The following is a 25,524-nucleotide window of genomic DNA, read 5'->3' as shown; positions in this document are numbered from 1 at the left end:
AGCGAATGGACGAGGACGATGCGATCACCGTCGCCGTCGAAGCGGCGATGGTTCGGATCCGGCGCAGGCAGACACGCGGTGCGCTGAGCGACGGCGCGATTCCGGTCGCGGTGTTCCGCGCGCTGGACGCCGTGGCCGACGGCGCGGCCGACACGGTCGGCGCGCTCGCTCCCGCGCTCGGCGTGGATCAGCCGAGGGCCAGCCGCCTCGCAGCCCAGGCGGTGTCCTCCGGCCTGCTGGAACGCGTCGCCGATCAGCGCGACGGACGGCGTTCGGTCCTGCGCCTGACCGCCGCCGGGAACCAGGCGGTGGCCGCGGCCAGAGCGGGCAGGCGCGCCGCCATGGCCGCCGCCATGGCCGACTGGACCCCCGCCGAGCGCGCCGAGTTCGCCCGCCTGCTGGAGCGATTCGTCGACCGGATGGACCGGCCCGCCGGTTGAGCGACGCGCGCCGCACGCCCGCGGTCGAGCGGGTTCCGGCGGCGCACCGGGTCAGTCGAAGACGATGACCTGCCGCAAGGCGTGGCCCGCGGCGAGTTCGTCCATGGCGCGGTTGATTTCGTCGAGCCCGACGTGCGCCGAGACGAGCCGCTCCACCGGCAGACGTCCCGCCCGCCACATGCGGACGTACTCGGGGATGTCCCGCGACGGCACCGCGGAACCGAGGTAACTGCCGACGATGGAGCGCCCCTGGGCGACCAGCGCCAACGGCGAGATGCTGGCACGGGCGTCGGGAGCGGGCAGTCCGACCGTCACGGTCGTGCCGCCCGGAGCGGTCGCGGCGACGGCGGTCTCGAAGGCACGGACGTTGCCCGCCGCCTCGACCACCACCTCGGCCTGCACACCGAGCTCGGCGACCTCGGCCGGGGTGTATGCCGCGTGCACGCCCAATTCCCGGGCGAGCGCCAGCTTCTCCGGCACGGTGTCGACCGCGATCACCTCGTGTCCCTCGGCGGCGAGCGACACCGCGACCAGCACCGCCGCCATCCCGACGCCGCCCAGGCCGACGACCATCACCCGGTCACCGGCGCCGGGTCGCGCCGAGTTCAGCAGAGCGCCACCGCCGGTCAGCACGGCGCAACCGAGGACGGCGGCGACCTCGGCGGGCACGTCGTCCTCGACCGGCACGACCGACCTGCGATCCACCACCGCGTGGGTGGCGAAAGCGGACACACCCAGGTGGTGGTGCACCTCGGCGCCGTCACGGGACAACCGCCTGCCGCCGTTGAGCAATTCGCCCGCGTTGTTGGCGACGCTGCCGGGCACGCAAGGCGTGCGACCGTCGGTCGCGCACCCCGCGCACTCACCGCACCGCGGCAGGAACGTCATGACCACGCGCTGCCCGACCGCGATATCGCCGTCACCGGGACCGACCGCTTCCACCCGGCCCGCGGCCTCGTGGCCAAGCAGCATGGGCACCGGCCGGACCCGGTTGCCGTCCACCACGGACAGGTCCGAATGGCAGATCCCCGCCGCCTCGATCCGGACCAGCAGTTCTCCCGGCCCCGGCTCGCGCAGCTCCAGATCGCACACGGTGATGGGCGCCGACTCGGCGAAGGGCGCCTGCGCCGCGATCTGCTCCAGGACCGCTCCACGAATCTTCATGCCGCCGACGCTACCGCGCCCTGCGGTCCGGGCACATGGGACGGTCGCCGCTCCTCGCCACGTCGGTCGCCGCCTGCGTACGATGCCGCGCATGGGTGTGGATCTGGTGGATGCGGTCGAGCGGTTGCACGCCGACCTCGCCACGTGGCTCGGGTCGCAAGCGCAGGCGGAGGTGTTCGAGCGATTCGCCGCGGCGCAGCACGAGCGGTTCAGCATGGTGACGACCGGTGGCGAAGTACTCGGGCGCGGCGCGTTGCTCGCGGGTGTCCGCGGCGCGCGAAACGCTCTGCCCGGATTGGCGATCGAAGTGTCCGAAGTCGAGGAACTCCTGCGCTCCGGCGACATCGCGGTGGTGCGATTCCTGGAGACACATCGGACGGCCGGAAGCGTCACCAGCCGCCGGGTGACCGCCGTGCTGACCACCGATGACCCCGGCGCGGTTCGCTGGCTGACGGTGCACGAGACCGAGTCCGCACCGACCTGACCCTTCCCAGCGTCGGGATGCGCGCGATGCGTTCTGGTCCCCGGCGCCCCCAGCTTGCGCGCGGTGTGGGAACCCGCGCACGACGAACCGACGGGCTGATGCGCTCGGTATCTCCGGAGCGGTGATTCCTCGCCGGACGGGACGACCCGGGCGCTCCGGGCCGACTCGACCGGCGAGGAATCACGGCCACCCCGAGTCCCGTTGCGGTGTAGGCGACTCGAGGTGGCTCGATAGTGCGGTTGTCGAATGTCGGCACATGGCATCTACCTCCGTTCTGGCGGGCAGCGCACGGGCTGCCGGTGGATGGGCGCGAGAATCAGGCGTACAGCTTCGCCAGGAACGTGTTCAGGTTGTCGCGCACCCGCTCGATCTTCTCTTCTGGCGTGAGGTCCTCGCGGTATCGGCTCCCGAGTGCGGGGCGCTTCTTGTTGCGCGCGTAGAGCGAGCAAGCGAGATCGGTGCACATGTAGGTGCCGACCGAGTTGCCCCTACGGCCGGATTCGCCCGCCTTGTGCGCGGTCATCAGCGAGACCCCGCCGCCGGTATGGGTGGTCAGGCAGATCGTGCACATCTGCGCCCGGCCGGTGCCGCCGGTCGCATAGCGCAGCGCCACGCCCACCAAGCGGTCGTCCTGCGGGACGACCAGGTAGCCGCGCCCGGGCAGAGACAGATCGCTCCAGCCGAGGAAGTCCAGATCCGCCCAGGGCCGTTCGTCCAGGTCCTTGGGTACCGGCAGCCGTTTGGCGTCGCCTTTCGAACAGTTGACGAACGACGACCTGATGTCGCGTTCGGTGACGGGTTCCACGATGGGTCTCCTTCGGTCGATCGGTGGACAAACTCGAGCGACGTTACGGTTCCGTGCTACGGGGAACAACGGATTTTCCGCCCTCCGCGCACCGCGCCCAGCACCCATCGAGTGCGCCGAAATCATCGAACATCACTGCCTCCGAATCTGTTTCGGAGCCCACCTGCCGGGTATCCGTCGCGAGCGGAGGTGAGGCGGGTGGCGCAGGGATTGCAGAAGAGGTTTGCGGTGCGACGCCGGCTGCGCGGGCCCGCGGATCTGCCGTGGCGGTCGTGGTGGGGCGTGGTCGAGCGGTCGGTCGGCGAGTTCCAAAGGGACAATCTCACCGACTGGGCCGCGGCGCTGACGTACTACAGCGTGCTGTCGCTGTTTCCGGGGTTGATCGTGTTGACCGCAGGACTGGGCATGCTGGGACGCGACGACACCAAGGCGCTGATCGACACCATGCGCGAGATCGCGCCGGGCAGCGGTACCGATCTGCTTGTCGACGCGGTGAACAACATAGAGCAAGCGCAAGCACCCGCCGGACCGCTGGCATTGCTCGGATTGGCGTCGGCGCTGTGGACCGCGTCCGCCTACATCGGCGCGTTCATGCGCGCGACCAACGCCATCTACGACATCGCGGAGGGGCGGCCCGTCTGGAAGACCGTGCCGGTGCGGGTCGCCCTGACCGCCGCGGTGGTGGTCTTGCTGGGCGCCTGCACCGTCGGCGTCGTCGTCAGCGGTTCGCTGGCCGAGCAGATCGGCCGGTGGCTCGGCCTCGGGCACGCCACGATCACAGTGTGGGGCATCGTCAAGTGGCCGGTGATGATGGCACTGATCGGTCTGGTCTTCGCCCTGCTGTACTGGGCGGCGCCGAACGTGCGGCAGCCGGGATTCCGCTGGCTGACGCCCGGTAGCGCCATAGCCGTTCTCCTCTGGGCGGGCGCGTCCTGGGGATTCGCTTTCTATGTCGGCCACTTCGGCTCCTACAACCGGGTCTACGGCTCTCTTGGTGGCGTGGTCGTCTTCCTCGTCTGGCTGTGGATCTCGAACATCGCGATCCTGCTGGGGGCGGAACTCGATGCCGAACTCGCGCGTGCGCGCAGCATCGCAGGCGGCCACCCCGAGGAGGCCGAGCCCTACTTGCCGCCGCGCGACGAGCCGGACGAATGAGCGACAACCGCAAGGGTTTCGCGGGGCAGCGCCGGCGCATCGGTGACACAGCCGCGCCGCACACGGCGTTTGAACCCGGCCGGTCAGGTAAACCGAAGCCCGTCTGGATCGGGCATTTTCGAGAGGATTCGCATGGCTCAGCGCACTGAAAACCCCGTCGCCGGAAAGCCCGCCACCATGCCGTCGGACATCAAGGGAAAACTGTCGGTGTTCGACCGCTTCGCGACAGCGGCCAGCGCACTGGCCTCCAAAGCGGGATTCTTCGTCTTCTGTGTGATCCTGGTCTTGGTGTGGGCGCCGACGATCTTCCTGCTGCCGAGCGTCGACACCTGGCAACTGGTCATCAACACCGCGACGACGATCATCACCTTCCTGCTCGTCGCGTTGCTGCAGAACACCCAGAGCCGCTCCGACGCCGCCATCCAGCAGAAGCTCAACGCCATCGCCGACGGGCTTGGCGATCTGATGCGCGAGCTGAGTTCCGAGCACCCCGAACTCCTGCGTCACCGCCGCGAACTCACCGACGCCGTCGGCCTCGAGAACCGGGAGAGCGCGGGATGATCGGCGCGCAGGCCGGCAGCAGCCGGCCTGCGCGTCCGCCGATCCGTCACCGCTGCTCGGTCTCGCCGCTCTTGTCGGCTTCCCGGATCGCTTCGGCGAGCTCACGGCGCAGGCGCTCGGCATTCGCCTCGTCACCCGCGTCCGAGGCGGTGGTGATGTCCTGGCGCAATTGCGCGATCGTGTCCTGCGAAACCATAGGGCCTCCTTGTCTCTCGGGACGGCGTTGCAGAAGGACGCCACCGCGCCCTTCGTGGTCAGGGTGGCCGCTGAGGTGCGGACGAAACACGTCGATGCCCGCGCCACCCGCGCGTGCCCGTCCCAGGCGCCCGGTGCGATCGCCGCGCGGCGGGTAGAGTAGGAGTCTCCCGACGGTTGAAACGCAGCCGGAGCGGGTATTCACCTCATCTCGGTGCGTGCGGGATCGGAGCCTCGTCGCAGTTGGTGGTACCAACCGCGCGCCTCGCCTGAATCGACCACGATTGTGACCAGGCCGCACGTCGAAGCAGAGTTGCTCGACAAACCTTTTACGACGTGCTGGGCGGGATGCCTTATCGAAACAGCAGGAGTGTCGCAGCAATGGAGTCCTTGGCCTTCCACAGCGACAGTTTGGGCGACACAGAGGAATTCCTCAATTCCAACTACACCAGGATGCGGATCGGCACCAGCACCGGTGTGGCGGTGCGCACGGACATCACCCGGAAAATGCTCGGTCCGGTCAGCCTGGATGATCTCGACCTGAGCTTCGACATGAAGTACGACGCTCAGCCGCTGGGCAAGATCTGCCTGTGCGAGGTGGACTCGGGATCGATCGAAGAGAACTATGCCGACGGCACCACCGACTTCTTCCAGCCCGGTGAACTCGGGCTGCTCACGCCACCGGACCTGCCGTACTCCGGGGTGGTCCACCACGCCCGCTACCGCATCACGATGTTCGATCCCGCGCTGCTGACCCGGGTGGCGGCCGCGAGCCCCGAGCACGACCTGGAGCCGGTTCGCCTGACGGGTCATCGCCCGGTCTCCGCGGTCGCGGCGAAGCATCTGTCCGACGTACTGGGGCATATGCGCGGTGTCGCCGCGGATCCTGTGGCCAGCGAGGCGCCGCTGATCGCATCCACCGCCGTGCAGTACCTGGCCGCCACCGTGCTGCACACCCTGCCGAGCACCGCACACCTGGATCCGACGGCTGGCGACCGCAACGACGCCCATCCCGACACCGTGCGGCGCGCAGTGGCGTACCTCGAGGCACATGTGTGCGAGGACATCAGCGTGGCCGACATCGCCGCGGCCTCCTATGTCAGCGCCCGTGCGCTGCAACTGGCGTTCCGCCGCCATCTGGACACCACGCCCATGGCGTATCTGCGGCGGCTTCGCCTGCGCGGGGCGCACGAACAACTGCGCGACTTCTCGCCCGACGACGGGCACACAGTGACCTCCATCGCCGCGGCTTGGGGCTTCGCTCACCCGGGACGATTCGCGACCGCCTATCGCGGCGCGTACGGCCGACCCCCGCACACGACGCTCAGCGCGTGACGCGGCGGGGCCTTCGGCCCGCGACGAGTCCGGGCGACCGCGGTCAGTCCCGCATGGCGCGCTCGCGCAACTCGGCGAGCGTCCGTGCCAGCACCCGGGAGATGTGCATCTGCGAGACGCCGAGCACCGCGGCGATCTGTGCTTGCGTGCGCGATTCGAAAAAGCGCATGTGCAGCACGCGCCGCTCTCGCTCGGGCAGTTCGGCGAGCAGCGGAGCGATCGCCAGGGCCTCGTCGGTCAACTCGTAGGACGGGTCCTCCTCGCCGAAGGTCTCCGCGATCCGGACCGAGGTGCTGCCGGTGTCGTCGTCCTCGACGACGGCGTCGATCGAGTTCGTGGAATAGGCGTTGCCTGCCAGCAGCGCTTGCGTGACTTCCGTCAGGTCGAGGTTCAACTCCACGGCGATCTCCAGAGCGGTCGGCATCCGTTCCAGGCGCTGGGAGAGCCGCTCCACGGCCGGGCCGATCGTCAACTGGATCTCCTTGATCCGGCGCGGCACCCGCACCGCCCAGCTGTGATCGCGGAAGTGGCGACGCACCTCGCCCATGATCGTGGGGACCGCGAACGACAGGAACGACGGTCCCCGCGCCGGGTCGAACCGATCGACCGCGAGCACCAGCCCCACAGTCGCGATCTGGTACAGATCGTCGTAGTTTTCCCCGCGACCGACGAAGCGACGGGCGATGTGCTCGGCGAGCGGTAGACACCGCCGCAGAATCGCTTCCCGCAATCGCGAGCGTTCGGGATCGTTCTCGTCCATCGCGGACAGTTTCTCCAGCCACGGTTCGATGCCGTCGTAGCTGTCGGTTCCGCGCCGCGTCCGGCGGGGTGTGGCGGTCCTGTGGTTCGCGGTCGCCAATGACATGAGCTTCCTCGATTCCCGTTGTCCAGCGATCGACGCGCTCACCGGTGGTGAACGAGGCGATGATCGCGGGGTACCGCCCGGCGGCTGCCTCAAGCGCTCGTGGGCGGTCTTGTTCGTAAATCGGACGGCCGACAGCGTGGATCTGCGTTCTCGGGACCGCGGGTCAGCGCCGGACGCCGCCGGAGCGGAACTCCGGACGAACGGCACTCGCGCGGGTCGTGGGCGCCGCCATGTACCGCAGGCGCCGGGCACGCGACGACCGGCACGCTCCGTCCCACTCCGAGGACGTCCACGATGCGCCGCACGGGGCCGTCGTCGGGCACGGTCACGCCGACCGAGATGCCCGCTCGCGCAGCCCATCTCGCCAGCCGCAGCACCATACTGACGCCCGCGCAGGAAAGAAAACGCAGCCCGCAGAGGTCGATCACGACCGAAGTGGGATTCGCGGTTGTGTCGCAGTAGTTTTCGACGACATCGATGATCGCGGTGAAGCACTCGTCGGCGTTCGCCGCGTCCAGTTCACCGTACGTCACCACGAGCAGACCATCCGCGGTCCGGATGCCTTTCACGCCGTACCGACAGGTCATGCGCACCTCCCGCGGCCGGTGTCGGCACGAGACCGCATGCTCGAGCCTGACAGCCATCGACGTGCATGTCAGCGCGATAGACGAAGTCCCACGGAACATCGGTCCGAAAAACGAAATGCCCGCACCGCCGGGGAGCCGCCTCTCGCACGATCAGTCGGGCGGTATCCGGTGATGGACGGTGAGCAGGATGTGGTCGAACGCGGCGACCAGGTCCGCAGGTGGCGGCGGGACGAGCGGAAGTTCGGCGATCAGTTGCTGGGCGAGCGCTCGTAATTTGGTGTTGGTCTCCTGAGAACGCCAGCGCAGCACTTGGAACGCCTGATCTGCGCTGATTTGATAGATGCGCATGAGCACCCCTTTGGCCTGCTCGATCACCGCGCGATTCTCGTAGAGTCCGGGCAGGGTCGCGGCGAGCATGGCTTGGTGCGCTTCGGCGATGGTGCCGGAGAGGTCGACGTAGAAACCGGAGGTGCCGACGGCGGTGCCGGCGTCGTCCAGGATCCGGTCGGCGACGACGAGCACGGTGTGTTCCTGACCGGACAGGTCGATGAACCGGTGCCTGCTCGAGAAGGTCTCCCCTCGATCGATGGCGCGCTCGATGATCTCGGCGACGTGCGTGCGGTCGTCCGGGTGCTTGTGCGCCAGCAACAACTCCGTGGTGGGCTCGATCTCACCGGGCCGGTAGCCGTGCATGCGATACACCTCGGCCGACCATTCCCAGCGACGGGTGGCGAACCAGAACCGGAAGCTTCCCACCGCGGGCTGGTCCGACGGCATGGAGCTATCTGCGAGCACATCGGACATGTGGGGTTGCACGTGTTGAGTCATGAATGCAATGCCTCTCCGAGGTACAGGGGCTTGCGGCCGCGACACCACGGCACCGCCGCCATCCCTTCGACGGGATCGCGCGGACACGGGCGCGTTCGGCCGAGAATCCGCTGTTGACTCAACGGCCGGCGCGCGCACATCGTGATGGCAGCCGGTGACCTGCGAACCCAGTATGTCATCCGCGGCGGGCTCGGGCACGAGGAGGTTCGGTTACCTCCGGAAAAGCGAGGCAGGACTCGGTTTCCGAACTTCGGGGTGATCGCTTGGTACACAAGGTTTTCGAGGCAGGCGGATCAGGTCCACAGCCGGTCGCGGGCGGCGGACGCTCCGGAAACCGTCGCCGCTTCCGTCTCCGAGAACGCGGCGGCGGCGCCCGACCCGACGAACTCGGCTGCCGCGAGCACCGCGCGGCGCACCGCGCTCTCCGGTCCACGCCCCTCGGCCAAGCGGGCTGCCGCGGCAACGGCGAAGCTGTCCCCCGCACCGCAGGTGTCGGCGCCATCCGGTGCCCTGGCCACGGACGGAAGCGGGATGCGCAGGCGTTTGCCCGACGCGCGCAGGCAGACCAGGGCCCCTTCCGTTCCGAGGGTCACCGCGATCGCCCCGACAGCCCACCCTTTGGCGAGCCTCCACAGGTCAGGTCCGTCGTCGAGCCGCCCGGACAGCAGGGTGAGCGCTTCCGCGTGATTCGGGGTGACCAGGGCCGCGCCCGGGATCGGTACGGGTCCGCGGGGATGGGGGTCCCAGACGATCGGAACGTGGTCGGCGTGGGCGCGCAGCAGCCCACGGATCTGCGGGTGGGCCGCGGCGCCGCCACCATAGTCCGAGACCAGGACCGCGCGCGCCGCCGCAAGCACGGCGACCGCCTCATCGGGAAGCAGGTCGGCGCCGACCTGCCCGGCGCCGGAGTCGATTCTGGTGATCAGGATGGGCCGCAGGGACTGCCGGGCACGGGCGTGGCCGTTCGGGGCGCAGGGGCCGATCGCCCGCACTCGCTGTTTGCAGACCGTCGAACCGCGCTGGGGAAGGGCGATGACCCGCACGTGCGAGTCCAGCAGCCCGCGCAGCCGGGCAGCCGCCTCGTCTGCCGCGAAGCCCGCGATCAGCACCACTTCGCGCTCCTGCGCCGCGGCGAGCCGGGCCGCCAATCCCGCGCCACCGGGGCGGAACGTCCGGTGCGCGACGTCGACGACGGGAGCGGTCGTATCCGGGCTGCATCGGTCGGCGCGGCCCTCGACATCGATGTCGAGCAGCGCGTCGCCGATCACGACGAGCGGGTCGCCCGCTGCCATCACGGCCGCTCCAGCTGGGAAGACCCGAAGTCGGCCGACAGGTGCCGGGCTTCGGCGGCGCTCCCGCCACGGCCGTCGCCACCGGATCCGGCCGCCGGGCCCGCGTGCTCGGACACCGTGACGATCTGCACTGCTGTCTCCGTTCGCCGAGGACGATTGGATGGAACGCGCAGTTACCGATCCGGGCCTCACGGCGAAGCCCGCACGTGCGGACATGCCCGGACCGACCGCGCCGAAACATTCCGTCTCGGATGCGGCGCGGTTTGTGCCGTCGGACCCCGGGTAGAACGACGACATTCGTTCCGGGCCGTCGGATCGTCTCCACAGGAGGTCGCATGGGACAGACGAGCGCGATCGATCCCTCGACCGGGACATGGCGGTCGTCCTCTTGGGCTCGGAGCCCGATCGCGACCTCGTCGAGGACCTCCGCTGGCGTATCGGCGCGCGATCGTCCGACGGCGTGCGGACCCGGCAGGTCCGCACGCTGATCGGCGCGCCGCTGCCCACGCTGTGCGGCGTCCTGGCCCGCAGTGCGATCTTCGTGGGCAACGACAGCGGACCCCGTCATCTGGCCAGGGCGTTCGGTACCCCGACCGTGGGCATCTTCTGGATCGGCAACGTGATCAACGCCGGGCCGCTCGGCCGCGCCCGTGACCGGGTGCTGATGTCGTGGACCACGGCCTGCCCGGTCTGCCACTGCGACTGCACCGACGAAGAACTCCCCCGCTGCCCGCACGACGTGTCGTTCGTCGCGGGCGTACGGGCCGGAGACGTCGTCCGCGACATCGATGATCTGCTCGATCACCGCTGACCACAGACCGATACACACCCGCGCGAGTCCGGGGAACCGCTCACCAGGCGACTGATACACGTTCTACGCTGGTTGGCCGGTACCGCACAGCAGGTCCACCGGGGGATGGCGAGTGACCATCGACTGGATGTGATCGCGTGAATCCGGCGGAGCGGCCGGGTGATTTCGTGGAGCGGATGACGGGATTCGAACCCGCGACCCTCACCTTGGCAAGGTGATGCGCTACCAGCTGCGCTACATCCGCATTCGCATCGCGGTGACCGTGATGCGACACAGAACATTAGCGGACACTCATGACAAAAAGCCAATCGCCGCTATGCCCGTACGACCCCAGACCGGTCGCGGCGCAGGCCGAGACCGGCCGCGATCAGGCAGGCGACGGCGACGACACCGACGAACCACGGGAACACGGCGCTCAGGCCCCAGGTGGTGGCCGCCCAACCGGCCGCGATAGTGGGCAGCGCCATGGCCGAATAGGCGAGCAAGTAGTACGCCGACATGGTCTCGCCGCGCTTGTGTTGCGGCACGACATCCGACAGGTGGCGCAGCGATCCGCCGAAACCGAGTCCGAAGGTCGCGCCCAGCGCGACGCCCGCGGCGAGCACCACCACCCAGTTGTGTGTGGCCAGCGCGGGCACCGTCAGCACAAGCGCCAGCGCCATGCCGGTGTCGCCGAGGATCGCGGCCCGCCGAGCGGGCACGCCGGTCGCGAACAGTTGCGCGGTGGCGCCGGAGAGGGCGGTCGAGGCGACGACGGCGCCGCCGAAAACCAAGTTGTGGATGCCGGTCTGCTGCGTGGCCAGCGACGGGTACAGCGACAGCAGCACGCCCAGCACCGACCAGGCCGCCATCACGCCGATGGCCGAGAACCAGAAGTCGGCCCGAATCTCCGGCGGCACGGCGGGTTTCGCGATCCGGATGCGCCCGGCCACCCGGGCCGAATGCGGTTCGCGCAGCGCGAGCACACCGACGCCGATCGCGAGGCAGACGACGGTGATCACGACGTACGGCGTCCGCAACGGATGCGGCGCGTACTGAGCCAGCAGCGCCGAGCCCAAGATCGCCACCGCCATTCCCACGTTGAACGCGACGCCGCTGAGTTGCCCGGACCGCGCGCCGCGGTGCGGACGCAGATCCAGCAGCGCGGCCGCGCCCGCGACCACGGTCGAGCCGACCGCGACGCCGTGCAGCGCACGGGCCAGCAGCAGCATGGGCACGCTGTCGGCGAGCACGAATACCAGCAATCCGGCGACCATTGTGGCGAAGGCGCCGAGCAGCACCGGTTTCCGGCCGACCACATCGGAGATCCGCCCGGATACCAGCACCGCGCCCAGGGCGGCCACCGCGTAGACCGCGAACACGATGGTCGTGGTGAGCGGCGAGAGATGCCACTGTTTCTGATAGATGCCGTAGAGCGGCGCGGGAACGCCCGAAACCCCCAGCGCCACGCCGCTGGCCGCCAGCACCAGGGCGTAAGCCCAGCGCTGTGAGGTCTGCTCGTCGACGGCCACCGCCATCGTCGCTGCCATCGGAACTCCGATCAGGTAGGTTTGATGATGATCGAACAGCAGTCGACGATACATCCGGTACGACGATCATCAAACCCGAGAGTGAGCCAGATCATGGTCGATGTCCGAGACGCGGACCAGCAGGCGCCCCCGGTGGCCACCCTGCCCGCGGTGCTCAGCGCGCTGCAGGACCCGGTGCGCCTGGAAATGGTGCGCCGGCTCAGCAACGCGGGAACGGCGGTCCGCTGCGGCGCGCTCTACGAGGTGATCAACAAGTCGACCGCCACCCACCATTTCAAGATCCTGCGCGACGCGGGCGTGATCGAGCGCCTGGTCATCGACGGCCAGACCTGCCAGCGTCTGCGCACCGACGACCTCGAGTCCGCTCTGCCCGGACTGGTGCCGACGATCGTGGCGGCCGCCAACCGCGCCCGGCCGGAATGACCCGGCCGAGCGGGTCTGCGGTCAGCAGTTGTCGAAGCGCCACTGCCCGTCGACGAATGTCCAGGTCTTGGGCTTCGAGTCGTCCTGGGCGGCGCGGGCGTCGAAATTCTTGACCGTGACCGTCCCGGTCGATCCGGACGTGGTGACGGTGATCTCCGACGGCTTCGACTTCAGGTCCCGGCCGTCGTACAGCTGCGCCATGGACGCCACGTAGTCGTCCTCGTTGAGCGTGAGCCTGCAACGCGCGGAACGGAATCGGTACGCGGCGGCGTAGTCGTGACTCGCCAGCGCCTCGGTCATCTTCGTGGCTTCCGTGCGCAGTGCGGCCTCGGTCGGCTCACCCGGCTTGCCCGCGTCCGCGTCCGTTCCGCCGCACCCGGCCAGCACGACGACGGACAGCGAAACCGCGCCGAGCACGCGAAGGGCACGACTTGTTCGGTTCATCTCGACTCCTTGCCAGAGATCGCCGGATCCGACACCCGGACAATCGAGTTCAGCGCCCTCCGGCGAAGAACCGACGGCCGGGCGGCCGAAACAGTATCGCGGCGGGGGATGCTCCGCCAAGCGGCAACCCCGCGCCCGCGTGCGGATCAGCTCGGCACCAGCCGCCGGACGGCAGCGGGCAGATCACGGGTGCGCTTGTACGGTCCGGCGACCGACGCGGCGAACGGCCGCGCCAGCAAGGTCCGCGCGACGGCCGACACTTCCTCGGTCGTGACCGCGTCGATGCGGGCCAAGGTCTCCGACACGGTGCGGTGGTTGCCGTAGCTGAGTTCGCTGCGCCCCAACCGGTTCATGCGCGAGGCCGAATCCTCCAGACCGAGCACCAGCCCGCCGCGCAACGAGCCCTTGGCGCGGGCGCACTCGGCGTCGCTGATGCCGTCGGCTGCGACTTCCTCGAGAACGCCGCGGGCCAGTGCCGCCACCTGACCGAGGTTCTCCGGCTGGCAGCCGATGTAGACCGAGAACGCTCCGGTGTCGGCGAAGGTGTCCACGCTGGAATACACCGAATAGGCCAGTCCGCGCTCCTCCCGGATGCGCTGGAACAGACGGGAACTCAACCCGCCGCCGACCACGGTGTTCAACACCGACAGCGGCCAGCGCCGGTCCCCTTCGTGCCGCCCGAAGGCGCGCACGCCGAACACCAGATGAGCCTGCTCGCTGTCGCGATGGCTCCAGTGCAGCTGCGGGTCGCCGTGTGGGCGGAACCGGCCCTCGCGCCGCCGGGCGGGCGCCGCCGCCAGGTCGAGCCGGTTCTCGAAGGCACGATGCACCAATTCCACGGTGTGGTCGTGCTCCACGTTGCCCGCGACCGCGACCACCATCCGGTCCGGCCGGTAACGCCGCAGGTGGAACGACCGCAGCTGCGCGGCCCGCATCCCCTCGATGGATTCGATCGAGCCGATCACCGGACGCCCGATCGGATGATCGCCGAACAACGCCGCCAAGAAGGAGTCGCCGACCAGGTCCTCGGGGTCGTCGTCGCGCATGGCGATCTCCTCGAGCACCACCTGCCGCTCCACGTCCACGTCCGAGGCCCGGCACAAGCCGTTGAGCACCACGTCGGAGACCATGTCGACCGCCAAGGGCAGGTCGTCGTCCAGGACATGCGCGTAGTAGCAGGTCTGCTCCTTCGCGGTGAACGCGTTCAGCTCGCCGCCGACCGCGTCCATCGCCTCGGCGATGTCCAGGGCCGACCGCGTCGGCGTCGCCTTGAACAGCAGGTGCTCCAGGAAGTGGGCAGCTCCCGCGACGCTCGGGCCCTCGTCACGCGACCCGACACCGACCCAAACACCCACGGACGCCGAACGCACCCCGGGCAGATGCTCGGTGACCACCCGCAATCCGCCGGGCAGTACGGTACGCCGCACGCCGCTGTCCGAGTCCGCCCGCAGCTCGAGTGACGAACCCCCCTGCCCGGTGCTGAGCAGAGGGGTTGTCGTCTTCTTCTTCGTCACAGAGACAAGTACTACTCGGTCCCGGCCGAACCCGCATCGGCCGTGTCGTCGCCGGTCTCCTCGGCGTTCTCCTCGACCGGCACGAGCGAGATCTTGCCGCGGTTGTCGATGTCGGCGATCTCCACCCGCAGCTTGTCGCCGACGTTCACCACGTCCTCGACCTTCGCCACGCGCTTGCCGTTGCCCAGCTTGGAGATGTGCACCAGACCGTCGCGGCCCGGCAGCAGCGAGACGAACGCGCCGAAGGCGGTGGTCTTGACGACCGTGCCCAGGAAGCGCTCGCCGACCTTCGGCAGCTGCGGGTTGGCGATGGCGTTGATGGCGTCGATCGCGGCCTGCGCGGACGGGCCGTCGGTCGCGCCGACGAACACGGTGCCGTCGTCCTCGATGGAGATGTTGGCGCCGGTGTCCTCGGTGATCTGGTTGATCACCTTGCCCTTGGGGCCGATCACCTCGCCGATCTTGTCGACCGGGATCTTGATCGCGGTGACGCGCGGCGCGTACGGGCTCATCTCGTCCGGGGTGGTGATGGCCTCGGCCATCACGTCCAGGATCGTGGTGCGCGCGTCGTGGGCCTGGCTCAGCGCGCCGGCCAGCACCTGCGACGGGATGCCGTCCAGCTTGGTGTCCAGCTGCAACGCGGTGACGAACTGGCGGGTCCCCGCGACCTTGAAGTCCATGTCGCCGAAGGCGTCCTCGGCGCCGAGGATGTCGGTCAGCGCGACGTAGCGGACTTCTTCCTCACCCTGGTCGTTGGTGATGGTGTCCGACACCAGACCCATCGCGATGCCGGCGACCGGCGCCTTCAGCGGCACACCGGCGTTGAGCAGCGACAGGGTGGAGGCGCACACCGAACCCATCGAGGTGGAGCCGTTGGATCCCAGCGCCTCCGACACCTGACGGATGGCGTAAGGGAACTCCTCCTGGCTGGGCAGCACGGGAATCAGCGCCCGCTCGGCCAGCGCGCCGTGGCCGATCTCGCGACGCTTGGGCGAACCCACCCGGCCGGTCTCGCCGGTGGAGAACGGCGGGAAGTTGTAGTGGTGCATGTAGCGCTTGCTGGTCTCCGGGCCGAGCGAGTCGACCTGCTGGGCCATCTTCACCATGTCCAGCGTGGTGACGCCCAGGATCTGGGTCTCGCCACGCTCGAACAGCGCCGAGCCGTGCGCCCGGGGCACCACAGCGACCTCGGCGGACAGCGCGCGGATATCGGCGAGCCCGCGGCCGTCGATGCGGAAGCCGTCGGACAGGATCCGCTGGCGGACCAGCTTCTTGGTGACGGAGCGGAATGCCGCGCCCAGTTCCTTCTCCCGCCCGGCGTAGTCGTCGGCCAGGCGGTCGAGCACGGCGAGCTTGATCTCGTCGATCTTCTCCTCGCGCTCCTGCTTGCCGGAGATGCTCAGCGCCTCGCCCAGCTCACGCTTCGCGGTGCCCTCGACGGCCTCGTACACGTCCCGGCCGTACGGCGGGAAGAGCGGGAACTCCTCGGTGGGCTTGGCGGCCAGTTCGGCCAGGTCCTGCTGCGCGCGGCAGAGGCGGGCGATGAACGGCTTGGCGGCCTCGAGCCCCTCGGCGACGACGGCCTCGGTCGGCGCCTGCGCACCGCCGTCGACCAGCGCGATGACGTTCTCGGTCGCCTCCGCCTCGACCATCATGATCGCGACGTCACCTGACTCGACCACGCGGCCCGCGACGACCATGTCGAATACCGCGCCCTCGAGCTGCTCGGTGGTCGGGAAGGCCACCCATTGGGATCCCGCCCCGTCGTGGATCAGCGCGACGCGCACGCCGCCGACCGGGCCGGAGAACGGCAGGCCCGCGATCTGGGTGGACGCGGACGCGGCGTTGATGGCCACCACGTCGTAGAGGTCCTTGGGGTCCAGGCTCAGCACGGTGACCACGACCTGGATCTCGTTGCGCAGGCCGTCGACGAACGACGGACGCAGCGGACGGTCGATCAGGCGGCAGGTCAGGATCGCGTCGGTGGAGGGGCGGCCCTCGCGGCGGAAGAACGACCCGGGGATGCGGCCCGCGGCGTACATCCGCTCCTCGACGTCGACCGTCAGCGGGAAGAAGTCGAACTGGTCCTTGGGCTGCTTGCCCGCGGTGGTGGCCGACAGCAGCATGGTCTCGTCGTCCAGGTAGGCGACGACCGAACCGGCGGCCTGCCTGGCGAGGCGTCCGGTCTCGAACCGGATGGTGCGGGTGCCGTAGCTGCCGTTGTCGATCAGCGCTACGGATTCGAACACGCCCGGCTCGACCTCGACGGCCGAGCTCTTGCGTTCAGTTGTTTCGGTCATTCTTCTCTCTCAACCTCTCGTCTTCGCCGGCTCCAGCGCACGCTGGCGCGATCCGGCTGTCGTCAGCCGTACCGGGTACGGACGCGCGGCAACCCTCCTGGCTGCGGCGCGCACACCCGGCCGAATCCCCTTGGACACGGCGACGCGGAGGCGGTCATCGATCGAAGCCCGACGGCGCCAACTCGCTGCCGATAGGCCACTACCGAAGACCGACGCCACGCGACGGGTGCATACGGCTGTGCAATGTTGTCGTGCGACGGGGGCAATCCGCACCCCTGTACACATATAACCAACGGTGCGATTGTACGTCTCCCCGTTGGCCGAACCAGCGACCGCCTCGGACACCCCCGTGTCGAGCAGCCGCCTACCGCTCCGTCCATCGGCGCACCGGCTGCCCGGTGGCCACGGCCGGAAACCGCGCAAGCAGGGCCGGACCGATACCCCTGATTTCTGACGCGGCAGGCGCAACAACCCCCGGCCCGCGTCGGGTCCGTATGAACCACGACGGATCGCCTCACGAGCACGTAGGCGTGCACGACTCGGCAGCGCGAAAGCACCACGAGCAATGGTTACCAGCGGCGACCCGAACGCTTAGAACAGCAACTCTCCATCGACGGCCCCGCCGGACGGCGAACGAACGAACCGACACCGCAGCCCCACCAACGGATACTTCCCGAACAACACGGCCTCGTCGGCGGATAACTCCCGACAACAAGGCCCCGCCGACGGATAACCCTTGACAACACGGTCCCGCCACCCGGACCGCACCGTCAGCACAAGGCGCGCTCAGCTCACCTCGACCACGTCTTCGAGCGAAGCGAGACCAAGCCTGTTCCGTTCGCCGCCCGGCTCGCGTCCGAGTGGCCGCTGCGTCCGCGACGAAGTCGCCAGCAGTGGCCGCTCGGACGCGAGCCATGAAGGGGCGGCGAACACCCAGCGCCGCAGGCGCTGGAAATCAGCGCCTGAGCCCGAGCCGCTCGATCAGCGAACGGTAGCGGTTGATGTCGTTGTCCTGCAGGTACTTCGACAGCCGCTTGCGACGACCGATCAGCGCCATAAGGCCGTGGCGGGTGTGGTGGTCGTGCTTGTGCTTCTTCAGGTGCTCGGTGATGTCGGCGATGCGCTTGGAAAGCAGCGCGATCTGCGCCTCCGGGGAACCGGTGTCCTTCTCGTGCAGGCCGTACTCGGCGAGAATCGCCGACTTCTGCTCGGTGGTCAGTGCCATGGGGCATCCACTCCTGTTTCTCAGTTCCGCGCTCGAATGTCCGGTTACCCGGGTGCGGGCGCCACCGCGGACCGCAGCAAACCCGAGGGACCACCCTACCGGACCGGGATCTTCCCGCCGAAATCGCGGGCCGACCGAGTCCCATCCGGGCAACGACGCTCGCCCGCGCTGATCGAGCACGAGACCCGCCGCTACAGCGATCCGCTCGAGTTCGGAATTCCCGACGCTCAGCGGGCGTCGACGGCGGTGAGGATTTTGCGCGCGGTCTCCACGTCGCGGCCCATGCACTCGATGAGCTCGTCCACCGAGTCGAATTTGCGCTGGCCCCGGATGTGCTCGACGAAGTCCACCGCGACGTGCTGACCGTAGAGATCGGCCTCGCCGTCGAGCACGTACGCCTCCACCGTGCGGGCGCGTCCGGAGAAGGTCGGGTTGGTGCCCACCGAGACGGCGGCCATGGCCCGCTCGCCCGGGGTGACGGTGCCGATGGTGGGGCCGGGGCCGAGCACGGTGAACCACCCGGCGTACACGCCGTCGGCGGGAATGGCGGCATGCATCGGCGGCGCGACGTTCGCGGTCGGGAAGCCGAGTTGCTTGCCGCGGCCGTCACCGTGTACGACGACGCCCTCCACCCGGTGCGGACGCCCGAGCGCCTCGGCGGCGGCCGCCATGTCCCCCGCGTCGACGCACGAGCGGATATAAGTCGAGGAGAAGGTCACGGCGTGTTCGGCGAGCAGCGTCACGCCGTCGACCTCGAAACCGAATCGCTTGCCGAGCTCGCGCATGGTCTCGACCGTGCCCGCGGCCTTCTTGCCGAAGGTGAAGTTGTCGCCGACCACCACCTCCACCACGTGCAGCCGCTCCACCAGCAGGTCGTGGACATAGCTCGCCGGAGTCAGCTTCATGAACTCCTGGGTGAAGGGCATGACGCAGAACACGTCGACACCCAGTTCCTCGGCCAGTTCGGCGCGGCGGGTCAGGGTGGTCAATTGCGCGGGGTGTGACCCGGGGCGGACCACTTCCATCGGGTGCGGATCGAACGTCATCAGCACCGCGGGCACGCCGCGCGCGGCGGCGGACTTCACGGCCCGGCTGATCAGCTGCGCGTGGCCGCGGTGCACACCGTCGAACACACCGATCGTGAGGACACAGCGCCCCCAGTCCGCGGGCACCTCGTCGAGACTTCGCCATCTCTGCACAGTGCGCAGCCTACGCAAATCAGGTAGCGAACAGTATTCGGGCGTGCTGATCTCACACAACGGTTGCGCGGCCGTGAGCCGACGTGGAAGTGCGAACCGCGCCGGGGCCCCGCGCGCAGGTCGCGCGCCGCGCGGCCGCGCCGCGAACCGGTCGGATCATCCGAACCGCGGCACGACTCGTGCCGCAACCGCGGCGGTGGGATAACCGGCAGGTCGCCGTGGCCGTCGCACGACGGCGCGCCGCGGGGCCGCTACGTCGGGGTCGGCGACATCGCCGCGGAAGTCTTCGCGCACCGGAAACTAACCGGACGGATTCGCGAAAGCGCCGATATACCCCGGGTTTTCCACGGGCCCGCAAGCTCGTCTCACCAGCAGCGGGAATGGTCTAGCGTCCAATTCGTCGATGACGGAATGCCCCGGAGTAGCCATGAAAAGCGCAGTCAAGCACGTGCGTGTGATCAAACCGTCCGATGCGGCCGAAACAATCGGACGGCAACGACAACGCCTCATTCCTTGCATCACCACGGAAACCTGTGGCGCCACCGGCATTTCGGCGGGCATGGTCAACATGGCCCCGGGAGCGATGTCGAAAGCGCATTATCACGCGCACAGCGAGATCGTCGTCGTTTGCCTGCGCGGGCGAGCGGCCACCTTGATCGGCCCGGAACTGACGCCCTATTTCCACGGGCCCGGTGAGTTCATCTACATCCCCGACGGCGTCGTGCACGTGGCGGTGAACCTCGACGATGCCGAGGACCTGGTCGCGGTGGAAATGCGGACCGATCCCCTGTTCAACGACGACGTGGTGCTGACGCCGGAGTACGACGCCCACGTGCCCGAAGCCGTTGCCCGCCTGCGGCGGCGCGGGCCGGCGGGCGCCTGACATGGCCGTCGGCAAACGCAGCCGCGGCGCGGCCGAGGTGACCAGCGGTCCCATCGACGATATCTTCGCGGCACTGGCAGGCCGCCCCGACGTGGTGTCCTTCGCGGTCGGAGCGCCCGATCCCGCTCTGCTGCCGAGCGAGCTCGTGGCGACGCTGGCGCAAACGGTCATCGGCAGATACGGCAGCGCCGTCCTCCAATACGGCATGACCCGGGGATTCGCTCCGCTGTTGGACGAAGCCCGAAACCTTCTGCACGGCCGCGATATTCAGTGCACGCTCGAGCGCCTGCATATCTCGACCGGCGGCTCCGGCGCATTGCACAACGTGTGTTTGGCGCTGCTCGACCCGCAGGACGTGGTTCTGGTCGAAACCCCCACTTACGGCCCGGCGGTCAAGGAATTCCGCAGCCACGGAGCGACCGTCGTGGCGGTGCCGTCCGACGAATTCGGCATCGTTCCGGAAGCGCTCGAAGAAGCCCTGGCTCGATACGATACGGCGTTCGTCTACCTACTGCCGACTTTCCAGAATCCGACCGGCCGGACGATGCCCGTCGATCGGCGCGAACGAATCGCCGAGATCGTCGTCCGCCACGGCACGCTGGTCATCGAAGACGACGTCTACACCGACCTGCGCTATCGCGGTGTGGCACCGCCCGCGTTGTCGTCTTTCGCCCCGGACAACTCGGTGTACATCACGTCCCTGTCGAAAACTCTCGCTCCTGCGATCCGCGTCGGGATCACCGTTATGCCCCCGGATCTGCTGCGGACCGTGCTCGCGTTGAAGCAGGGCATCGACATGCAGACCTCGACATACTGCCAGGCGATTGCGGCCGAATTTCTCGGCAGTCCGGACGGGGCCGCGCACCTCGCTCATGTCGTCGACGCCTATTCGGCCAAGTTGGACGCGTTGACGGTCGCGCTCGAGCGGCATTTCCCGGCCGGGTTCCGGTGGGTCGAGCCGGAGGGCGGGATGTTCCTGTGGGTCGAGGGGCCGCCGGGTTTCGATGCCGACGCGCTGCTGGCGCGGGCACTGCGGCACGGAGTCGCGTTCCTGCCCGGCAGCGCGTTCTACGCCGACGACATCACCGAGCACCGCAACACCATGCGGCTGAGTTTCGCGAACGTGCCGCGCGACGCCATCGATCGGGGCATCGCCGCACTGGCGTTCGTCTGCGGGGAGACGGTATGAGTGGTCAGGCCCGGAGGCGGCAGCGCAGCGTGATCGCGCAGAGGCCAACTCGTGCCGGCAACGAACACAGCGCGAGCGATCGGCATCCGGTGCTCGGCACCTGGGAGGTTCGCGCCGACGGCGCTCCGTTCGGCTACCACGTGATGCAGTTCCACCCTGGCGGCACGATGCTGCAATCGAATCCCGACCACGGCAATCGCGCCACGAGCGACAGCAACGGCATGGGCACCTGGCACGGCGCGGGCAACCGGGTCACCGGCGCCTTCTTGGAGTTCACCGTCGATCGCACCGACCCCGCCGTAGTCCGCAAAGGGATCGTCGCCTTCGAACTCGACGTGACCGGCGACGACTTCACCGGACGCGCCACGGCGACGTTCTACGAGTTGTCCGGCGAGCCGGTCGGCGCGCCCGCGACCGCCCGGTTGGCCGGTCGCCGATTCGACGGCGTGGCCGCGCATCGGAACACGCTGGATCTGTCGAGAACGGTATAACCCAGGCGGACCGGCATCGGTCCACCGCTTCCAAATGGGTGAACGGCGAATAGCGATTCGCTGTCGATCGGCCGACGGCAGGTCGAGGATGTGTGTATCGGCGCGCCAGTGCCTAAGCTCGGGTATGTGCCAGGTAAACGAGATATCGCCACTCGACGCGAGTTGGCCGACGCCCCGGCGCCGGGCGATGCGCACGGCGGTACCGCGACGATCGCGCCTGTGCTCTCGTCGGTCGCCCAGGACTACCTGAAGGTCATCTGGACCGCGCAGGAGTGGTCGCAGGAGAAGGTGACCACCAAGTTGCTCGCCGAACGGATCGGCGTATCGGCCTCGACCGTGTCCGAAGCCGTCCGCAAGCTCGCCGACCAAGGGTTGGTCGAGCACGCCCGCTACGGCGCGATCGCCCTCACCCCGGAGGGCCGCCGAGCCGCCGTCGCGATGGTGCGCAGGCATCGGCTCATCGAGACCTTCCTGGTGAACGAGCTCGGCTACGGCTGGGACGAGGTGCACGACGAAGCCGAGGTGCTCGAGCACGCGGTCTCCGAGCTGCTGATGGCCCGGATCGACGCCAAACTCGGATACCCCGATCGCGATCCGCACGGCGACCCGATCCCGTCGGTGGACGGCGCGGTGCCCACCCCGCCCGCGCGCCAGCTCAGCGACTTCCATGCCGGTGAATCCGGCCGGGTCGCGCGCATCTCCGACGCCGATCCCGACATGCTGCGCTACTTCGACTCCGTCGGCATCGCCCTGGACACCGCCATCGCCGTCGTCGAACGCCGCGACTTCGCGGGCACCATCGCCATCCGCATCGGCGCCACCGAATCACCGACCGACCTCGGGCGCCCCGCCGCCGAGGCCATCTGGCTCACCGCCTGACCGGGGCTCCACAGATCAGGCCCACTCCGCCGAACCGGCGGTAGCGGATGCGGCGGGCAGCGTCGGGCTCGGATGCCGCCGGGCGTGCCATCGGTGCCGCACTGGGTAACGGCATGGCGCAGGACCGGGGTCACGCAGCCCTCCGCCGGCCACGCGACGACTCGAGCCCGGCGATAGATGACCACCGCGAAGCCCGATGCCCGAAAACTGGCGAAACGATCCCGCCCAGACCGCTTCCGAACCCCCCGGTTTCAAGGGTTCCGGCCGCGGGCTCAGCCCAGATCGGCCCCGAGGGCGGGACGCACCAACTCGGCCGCGCGGGCGGCGATGGCGTCGCCCAGTTCGTCGGTGGTCGAGGTGCCACCGAGGTCCGGGGTGCGGACCTCCCCCGCGGCGAGCACGTCGCACACCGCTCGGTCCACCGCGGCCGCCGCGGCGGACTCGCCGAGATGATCCAGCAGCATCGCGCCCGCGAGGACCTGCGCGACGGGGTTCGCGATGCCCTGACCGGCGATGTCGGGCGCGCTGCCGTGCACGGCCTCGAACATCGAGGGGCCGGTGCGCTCGGGGTTGACGTTGCCCGACGGCGCCAAGCCGAGCCCGCCGGTCACCGCGGCGGCGAGGTCGGAGAGGATGTCGCCGAACAGGTTCGAGCCCACGATCACGTCCAGCCGGTCCGGGTGCAGCACGATTTCGGCGGCCAGCGCGTCGACGTGCATCTGCCGCGTCCGCACCTGGGGATACTCGGTCCCGACGCGTTCGAACACACTGTCCCAGTAGGGCATCGAATGGATGAGCCCGTTCGACTTGGTCGCCGAGCACAATCGCCCGGATCGTTCGGCGGCCCGCTCGAAGGCGTAGCGGATGATTCGCTCGCATCCGGTGCGGGTGAACACCGATTCCTGGAGCACGAATTCGTCGGGGCGGCCCTCGTTGTGGATGCCGCCGATCCGCGAGTACTCGCCCTCGGAGTTCTCCCGCACGATGAGGATGTCCAGATCGTCGGCGGTCCGGCCGCGCAGTGCCGATTCCGTGCCGGGCAGCAGGCGCACCGGGCGCAGGTTGACGTACTGACCGAAGGCGCGGCGCAGCGGGATCAGCAGGCCCCACAGCGAAACATGGTCGGGCACACCGGGAAAGCCGACAGCGCCGAGCAGGATCGCGTCGAAGCCCGCGAGCCGCTGCGCGCCGTCCGGCGGCATCATGGCGCCCGTGCGCACGTAGTTCTCGCACGACCAGTCGAATTCGGTCCATGCCAGACCGGGCAGCACGGCGTCGAGCACACGTACCGCCGCCGCGGTGACGTCGACTCCGATCCCGTCACCCGGGATGGTGGCGATGCGGTACTCGCTCACTGGCACTCCTTCACAGTCGCACTCCGATGTACTTGGTCTCCAGGAATTCGTCGATCCCGGTCAGCCCGCCCTCGCGTCCGAGCCCGGATTCCTTGACGCCGCCGAAGGGCGCGGCCGGATTCGACACCACGCCCTGGTTGAGTCCGACCATCCCGGTTTCCAGCGCCTCGCACACCCGCAGTCCGCGCCGGAGATTCTCGGTGAACACGTAGCTCACCAGCCCGTAGGGAGTGTCGTTGGCCCGGCGCACGGCTTCGTCCTCGGTGTCGAAGACGCCGATCGCGGCGACCGGTCCGAAGATCTCGGTGTGGCACAACTCGGCGTCGTCGGGGACGTCGACCAGGACGGTCGCGGGATAGAAAGTGCCCGGTCCGTCCCAGGCCGCCCCTCCGGTGAGCACCCCGGCCCCCCGGGCGCGGGCATCGTCGACCAAGCGCTGCACCTTGGCGACGGCCTCGGTATCGATCAGCGGGCCGACCACGACGTCCGGCTCGGTGCCCCGGCCCATCGGCAGGGCCGCCAGCCGCTCGGCGAGCCTGCGCGCGAAGACCTCGGCGACGCCGCGCTGAACCAGAATCCGATTGGCGGCGGTGCACGCCTGACCGATGTTGCGCATCTTCGCCGCCACCGTGCCCTCGACCGCCTCGTCGAGATCCGCGTCGTCGAAAACCAGCAGCGGCGCGTTGCCGCCCAGTTCCATCGAGGTGCGCATCACCGTCTGCGCGCACTGCGCGAGCAACTGCTTGCCGACCGCCGTCGAGCCAGTGAACGACAGCTTGCGCGAGCGGTCGTCGAGGATCAGCGGAGTCATCACCGCGGCGGGATCCGCCGTCGTGACGACGTTGACCACCCCGGCCGGCAACCCGGCGTCCGCCAGCACCTGAGCCAGCGCCAGCATCGAAAGCGGCGTCTGCTCCGCGGGTTTCACGACGCAGGTGCAGCCCGCGGCGAGCGCGGGCGCGATCTTGCGCGCGCCCATGGCGACGGGAAAGTTCCATGGCGTGATGAGCAGGCTCGGACCGACCGGCTGCCGGGCCACCAGAAAACGCGAGCCGCCGGTCGGCGCGGGCATGTACCCGCCGTCCAGGCGGACGGCTTCCTCGGCGAACCAGCGGAAGAACTCCGCGGCGTAGGCGATCTCACCGCGCGCCTCGGCCAGCGGCTTGCCCATTTCGAGGGTCGCGATCAGCCCGAGCCGGTCGGTGTCGGCCAGCAACGCGCGATGCACGCGCATCAGCAGATCGCTGCGCTCGCGCGGCGCGGTGGCTGCCCAGTCGGCCTGCGCCGCGCACGCCGCGTCCAGCGCCGCGCGACCGTCGTCCGGCGTCGCGTCGGCTACTTCGCACAGCAGTCCACCCGTCGACGGATCGAAGACCGGCAGCGTGCGGGTCGTCGCCCGCCACTGCCCCTGGACGAACAAACCGCGCGGCACCGTGTCGATCGCGGCGCGTTCGGGCGCGCTCAGCGCGCTTTCGGTGAGCATGGTCGGTGGCTCCTTTCGGCAGCGCGCAGCGTCCGGCCATTGCTGCGACCCGTGCGGCCATGTTATGCATATTGTCGACAATCCGACA

The 25,524-nt window shown here is 69.1% G+C and carries 28 protein-coding genes and 1 tRNA gene; 12 read left to right on the top strand and 17 right to left on the bottom strand.

Translation table 11 applies throughout. The features are described from left to right. Positions 1-5 precede the first annotated feature (5 nt). On the top strand, positions 6-440 hold the full coding sequence (locus ABZW96_RS01230; RefSeq protein WP_355070163.1) for a MarR family transcriptional regulator: 435 nt from the start codon (positions 6-8) through the stop codon (positions 438-440). 51 nt (positions 441-491) lie between these two features. Here ABZW96_RS01230 and ABZW96_RS01225 read toward each other — a convergent pair whose 3' ends face one another. Next, positions 492-1,604 carry an alcohol dehydrogenase catalytic domain-containing protein gene (locus ABZW96_RS01225; protein ID WP_355070161.1) on the bottom strand — a complete coding sequence of 371 codons (1,113 nt, stop codon included), beginning with the start codon at positions 1,602-1,604 and terminating at the stop codon, positions 492-494. A gap of 91 nt (positions 1,605-1,695) precedes the next feature. Between ABZW96_RS01225 and ABZW96_RS01220 the strand changes: the two genes are divergently transcribed. Further along, positions 1,696-2,088 (top strand): DUF4440 domain-containing protein, encoded by a 393-nt coding sequence (locus tag ABZW96_RS01220; protein WP_355070160.1) that lies wholly within the window; start codon positions 1,696-1,698, stop codon positions 2,086-2,088. Between the two features lie 316 nt (positions 2,089-2,404). Here ABZW96_RS01220 and ABZW96_RS01215 read toward each other — a convergent pair whose 3' ends face one another. Continuing rightward, positions 2,405-2,893: an FBP domain-containing protein gene (locus ABZW96_RS01215; protein ID WP_355070158.1), complete on the bottom strand. Its 489-nt coding sequence runs from the start codon at positions 2,891-2,893 to the stop codon at positions 2,405-2,407. A 198-nt stretch (positions 2,894-3,091) separates the two neighbouring features. Between ABZW96_RS01215 and ABZW96_RS01210 the strand changes: the two genes are divergently transcribed. Both ABZW96_RS01210 and ABZW96_RS01205 read left to right on the top strand, forming a co-directional pair. Then, complete coding sequence (locus ABZW96_RS01210; RefSeq protein WP_355070156.1) at positions 3,092-4,048, top strand: YihY/virulence factor BrkB family protein; 957 nt, start codon at positions 3,092-3,094, stop codon at positions 4,046-4,048. A gap of 132 nt (positions 4,049-4,180) precedes the next feature. Further along, complete coding sequence (locus ABZW96_RS01205) at positions 4,181-4,609, top strand: low affinity iron permease family protein (RefSeq protein WP_355070154.1); 429 nt, start codon at positions 4,181-4,183, stop codon at positions 4,607-4,609. A gap of 46 nt (positions 4,610-4,655) precedes the next feature. On the opposite strand, the gene ABZW96_RS01200 is transcribed toward ABZW96_RS01205, so the two are convergent. Then, positions 4,656-4,805 (bottom strand): hypothetical protein, encoded by a 150-nt coding sequence (locus ABZW96_RS01200; RefSeq protein WP_355070152.1) that lies wholly within the window; start codon positions 4,803-4,805, stop codon positions 4,656-4,658. Positions 4,806-4,814: 9 nt separating this feature from the next. On the opposite strand from ABZW96_RS01200, the gene ABZW96_RS01195 reads away from it, so the two are divergent. Both ABZW96_RS01195 and ABZW96_RS01190 read left to right on the top strand, forming a co-directional pair. Then, entirely contained in the window at positions 4,815-4,967 is a 153-nt protein-coding gene (locus ABZW96_RS01195) for a hypothetical protein (RefSeq protein WP_355070150.1), read from the top strand. Between the two features lie 218 nt (positions 4,968-5,185). After that, positions 5,186-6,139 (top strand): helix-turn-helix transcriptional regulator, encoded by a 954-nt coding sequence (locus ABZW96_RS01190; RefSeq protein ID WP_355070148.1) that lies wholly within the window; start codon positions 5,186-5,188, stop codon positions 6,137-6,139. A 43-nt stretch (positions 6,140-6,182) separates the two neighbouring features. On the opposite strand, the gene ABZW96_RS01185 is transcribed toward ABZW96_RS01190, so the two are convergent. From ABZW96_RS01185 to ABZW96_RS01165, 5 genes are all read right to left on the bottom strand, one after another. Further along, complete coding sequence (locus ABZW96_RS01185; RefSeq protein ID WP_355070146.1) at positions 6,183-7,004, bottom strand: RNA polymerase sigma factor SigF; 822 nt, start codon at positions 7,002-7,004, stop codon at positions 6,183-6,185. 89 nt (positions 7,005-7,093) lie between these two features. Beyond that, complete coding sequence (locus ABZW96_RS01180) at positions 7,094-7,591, bottom strand: STAS domain-containing protein (protein ID WP_355070144.1); 498 nt, start codon at positions 7,589-7,591, stop codon at positions 7,094-7,096. A gap of 150 nt (positions 7,592-7,741) precedes the next feature. Next, the gene (locus ABZW96_RS01175; RefSeq protein WP_355070142.1) at positions 7,742-8,419 is read right to left on the bottom strand and encodes a PAS and ANTAR domain-containing protein; all 678 of its coding nucleotides are present in this window, start codon (positions 8,417-8,419) and stop codon (positions 7,742-7,744) included. A gap of 293 nt (positions 8,420-8,712) precedes the next feature. Continuing rightward, positions 8,713-9,711, bottom strand: a complete 999-nt coding sequence (locus ABZW96_RS01170; RefSeq protein ID WP_355071005.1) for a PfkB family carbohydrate kinase — start codon at positions 9,709-9,711, stop codon at positions 8,713-8,715. Further along, the gene (locus tag ABZW96_RS01165) at positions 9,711-9,842 is read right to left on the bottom strand and encodes a hypothetical protein (RefSeq protein ID WP_355070140.1); all 132 of its coding nucleotides are present in this window, start codon (positions 9,840-9,842) and stop codon (positions 9,711-9,713) included. Before ABZW96_RS01165 ends, ABZW96_RS01170 begins: the two co-directional genes overlap by 1 nt. 242 nt (positions 9,843-10,084) lie before the next feature. Here ABZW96_RS01165 and ABZW96_RS01160 point away from each other — a divergent pair, with 242 nt between their 5' ends. Continuing rightward, positions 10,085-10,522 (top strand): glycosyltransferase family 9 protein, encoded by a 438-nt coding sequence (locus tag ABZW96_RS01160; RefSeq protein ID WP_355070138.1) that lies wholly within the window; start codon positions 10,085-10,087, stop codon positions 10,520-10,522. Between the two features lie 168 nt (positions 10,523-10,690). Here the strand turns inward: ABZW96_RS01160 and ABZW96_RS01155 are convergent. Then, a tRNA-Gly gene (locus ABZW96_RS01155) sits at positions 10,691-10,766 on the bottom strand. Positions 10,767-10,836: 70 nt separating this feature from the next. Next, positions 10,837-12,051, bottom strand: a complete 1,215-nt coding sequence (locus tag ABZW96_RS01150; RefSeq protein WP_355070136.1) for an MFS transporter — start codon at positions 12,049-12,051, stop codon at positions 10,837-10,839. Between the two features lie 93 nt (positions 12,052-12,144). Between ABZW96_RS01150 and ABZW96_RS01145 the strand changes: the two genes are divergently transcribed. Then, on the top strand, positions 12,145-12,474 hold the full coding sequence (locus ABZW96_RS01145; protein WP_355070134.1) for a helix-turn-helix domain-containing protein: 330 nt from the start codon (positions 12,145-12,147) through the stop codon (positions 12,472-12,474). Positions 12,475-12,495: 21 nt separating this feature from the next. Here the strand turns inward: ABZW96_RS01145 and ABZW96_RS01140 are convergent, their stop codons facing one another. From ABZW96_RS01140 to ABZW96_RS01120, 5 genes are all read right to left on the bottom strand, one after another. Beyond that, positions 12,496-12,918 carry a hypothetical protein gene (locus ABZW96_RS01140; protein ID WP_355070132.1) on the bottom strand — a complete coding sequence of 141 codons (423 nt, stop codon included), beginning with the start codon at positions 12,916-12,918 and terminating at the stop codon, positions 12,496-12,498. A gap of 146 nt (positions 12,919-13,064) precedes the next feature. Further along, positions 13,065-14,405: a pitrilysin family protein gene (locus ABZW96_RS01135; RefSeq protein ID WP_355071003.1), complete on the bottom strand. Its 1,341-nt coding sequence runs from the start codon at positions 14,403-14,405 to the stop codon at positions 13,065-13,067. Positions 14,406-14,443: 38 nt separating this feature from the next. Continuing rightward, positions 14,444-16,732 carry a polyribonucleotide nucleotidyltransferase gene (locus ABZW96_RS01130; protein WP_355070130.1) on the bottom strand — a complete coding sequence of 763 codons (2,289 nt, stop codon included), beginning with the start codon at positions 16,730-16,732 and terminating at the stop codon, positions 14,444-14,446. Between the two features lie 955 nt (positions 16,733-17,687). Then, complete coding sequence (gene rpsO, locus ABZW96_RS01125; protein ID WP_039799352.1) at positions 17,688-17,957, bottom strand: 30S ribosomal protein S15; 270 nt, start codon at positions 17,955-17,957, stop codon at positions 17,688-17,690. A gap of 227 nt (positions 17,958-18,184) precedes the next feature. Next, a complete protein-coding gene (locus ABZW96_RS01120) occupies positions 18,185-19,156 on the bottom strand; it encodes a bifunctional riboflavin kinase/FAD synthetase (protein WP_355070128.1) in 972 nt (323 codons plus the stop codon). 403 nt (positions 19,157-19,559) lie between these two features. On the opposite strand from ABZW96_RS01120, the gene ABZW96_RS01115 reads away from it, so the two are divergent. From ABZW96_RS01115 to ABZW96_RS01100, 4 genes are all read left to right on the top strand, one after another. Next, positions 19,560-20,039, top strand: coding sequence for a cupin domain-containing protein (locus ABZW96_RS01115; RefSeq protein ID WP_355070126.1), 480 nt, complete (start codon positions 19,560-19,562; stop codon positions 20,037-20,039). A 1-nt stretch (position 20,040) separates the two neighbouring features. After that, entirely contained in the window at positions 20,041-21,228 is a 1,188-nt protein-coding gene (locus ABZW96_RS01110) for a PLP-dependent aminotransferase family protein (RefSeq protein ID WP_355070124.1), read from the top strand. Continuing rightward, positions 21,225-21,719 (top strand): hypothetical protein, encoded by a 495-nt coding sequence (locus ABZW96_RS01105; RefSeq protein WP_355070122.1) that lies wholly within the window; start codon positions 21,225-21,227, stop codon positions 21,717-21,719. Before ABZW96_RS01110 ends, ABZW96_RS01105 begins: the two co-directional genes overlap by 4 nt. A gap of 210 nt (positions 21,720-21,929) precedes the next feature. Continuing rightward, a complete protein-coding gene (locus tag ABZW96_RS01100; protein ID WP_355071001.1) occupies positions 21,930-22,598 on the top strand; it encodes a metal-dependent transcriptional regulator in 669 nt (222 codons plus the stop codon). Between the two features lie 272 nt (positions 22,599-22,870). Here ABZW96_RS01100 and ABZW96_RS01095 read toward each other — a convergent pair whose 3' ends face one another. Together ABZW96_RS01095 and ABZW96_RS01090 are read right to left on the bottom strand one after the other, a co-directional pair. Next, positions 22,871-23,953, bottom strand: a complete 1,083-nt coding sequence (locus ABZW96_RS01095) for a tartrate dehydrogenase (protein WP_355070120.1) — start codon at positions 23,951-23,953, stop codon at positions 22,871-22,873. Between the two features lie 10 nt (positions 23,954-23,963). After that, positions 23,964-25,436, bottom strand: a complete 1,473-nt coding sequence (locus ABZW96_RS01090) for an NAD-dependent succinate-semialdehyde dehydrogenase (RefSeq protein WP_355070118.1) — start codon at positions 25,434-25,436, stop codon at positions 23,964-23,966. Positions 25,437-25,524 lie beyond the last annotated feature (88 nt).

It is taken from the genome of Nocardia sp. NPDC004168, from assembly GCF_040610355.1.
Taxonomy (GTDB): domain Bacteria; phylum Actinomycetota; class Actinomycetes; order Mycobacteriales; family Mycobacteriaceae; genus Nocardia; species Nocardia sichangensis.
Note: the sequence above shows the minus strand (reverse complement) of the source record. Positions and strands in the feature narration are given on the sequence as shown.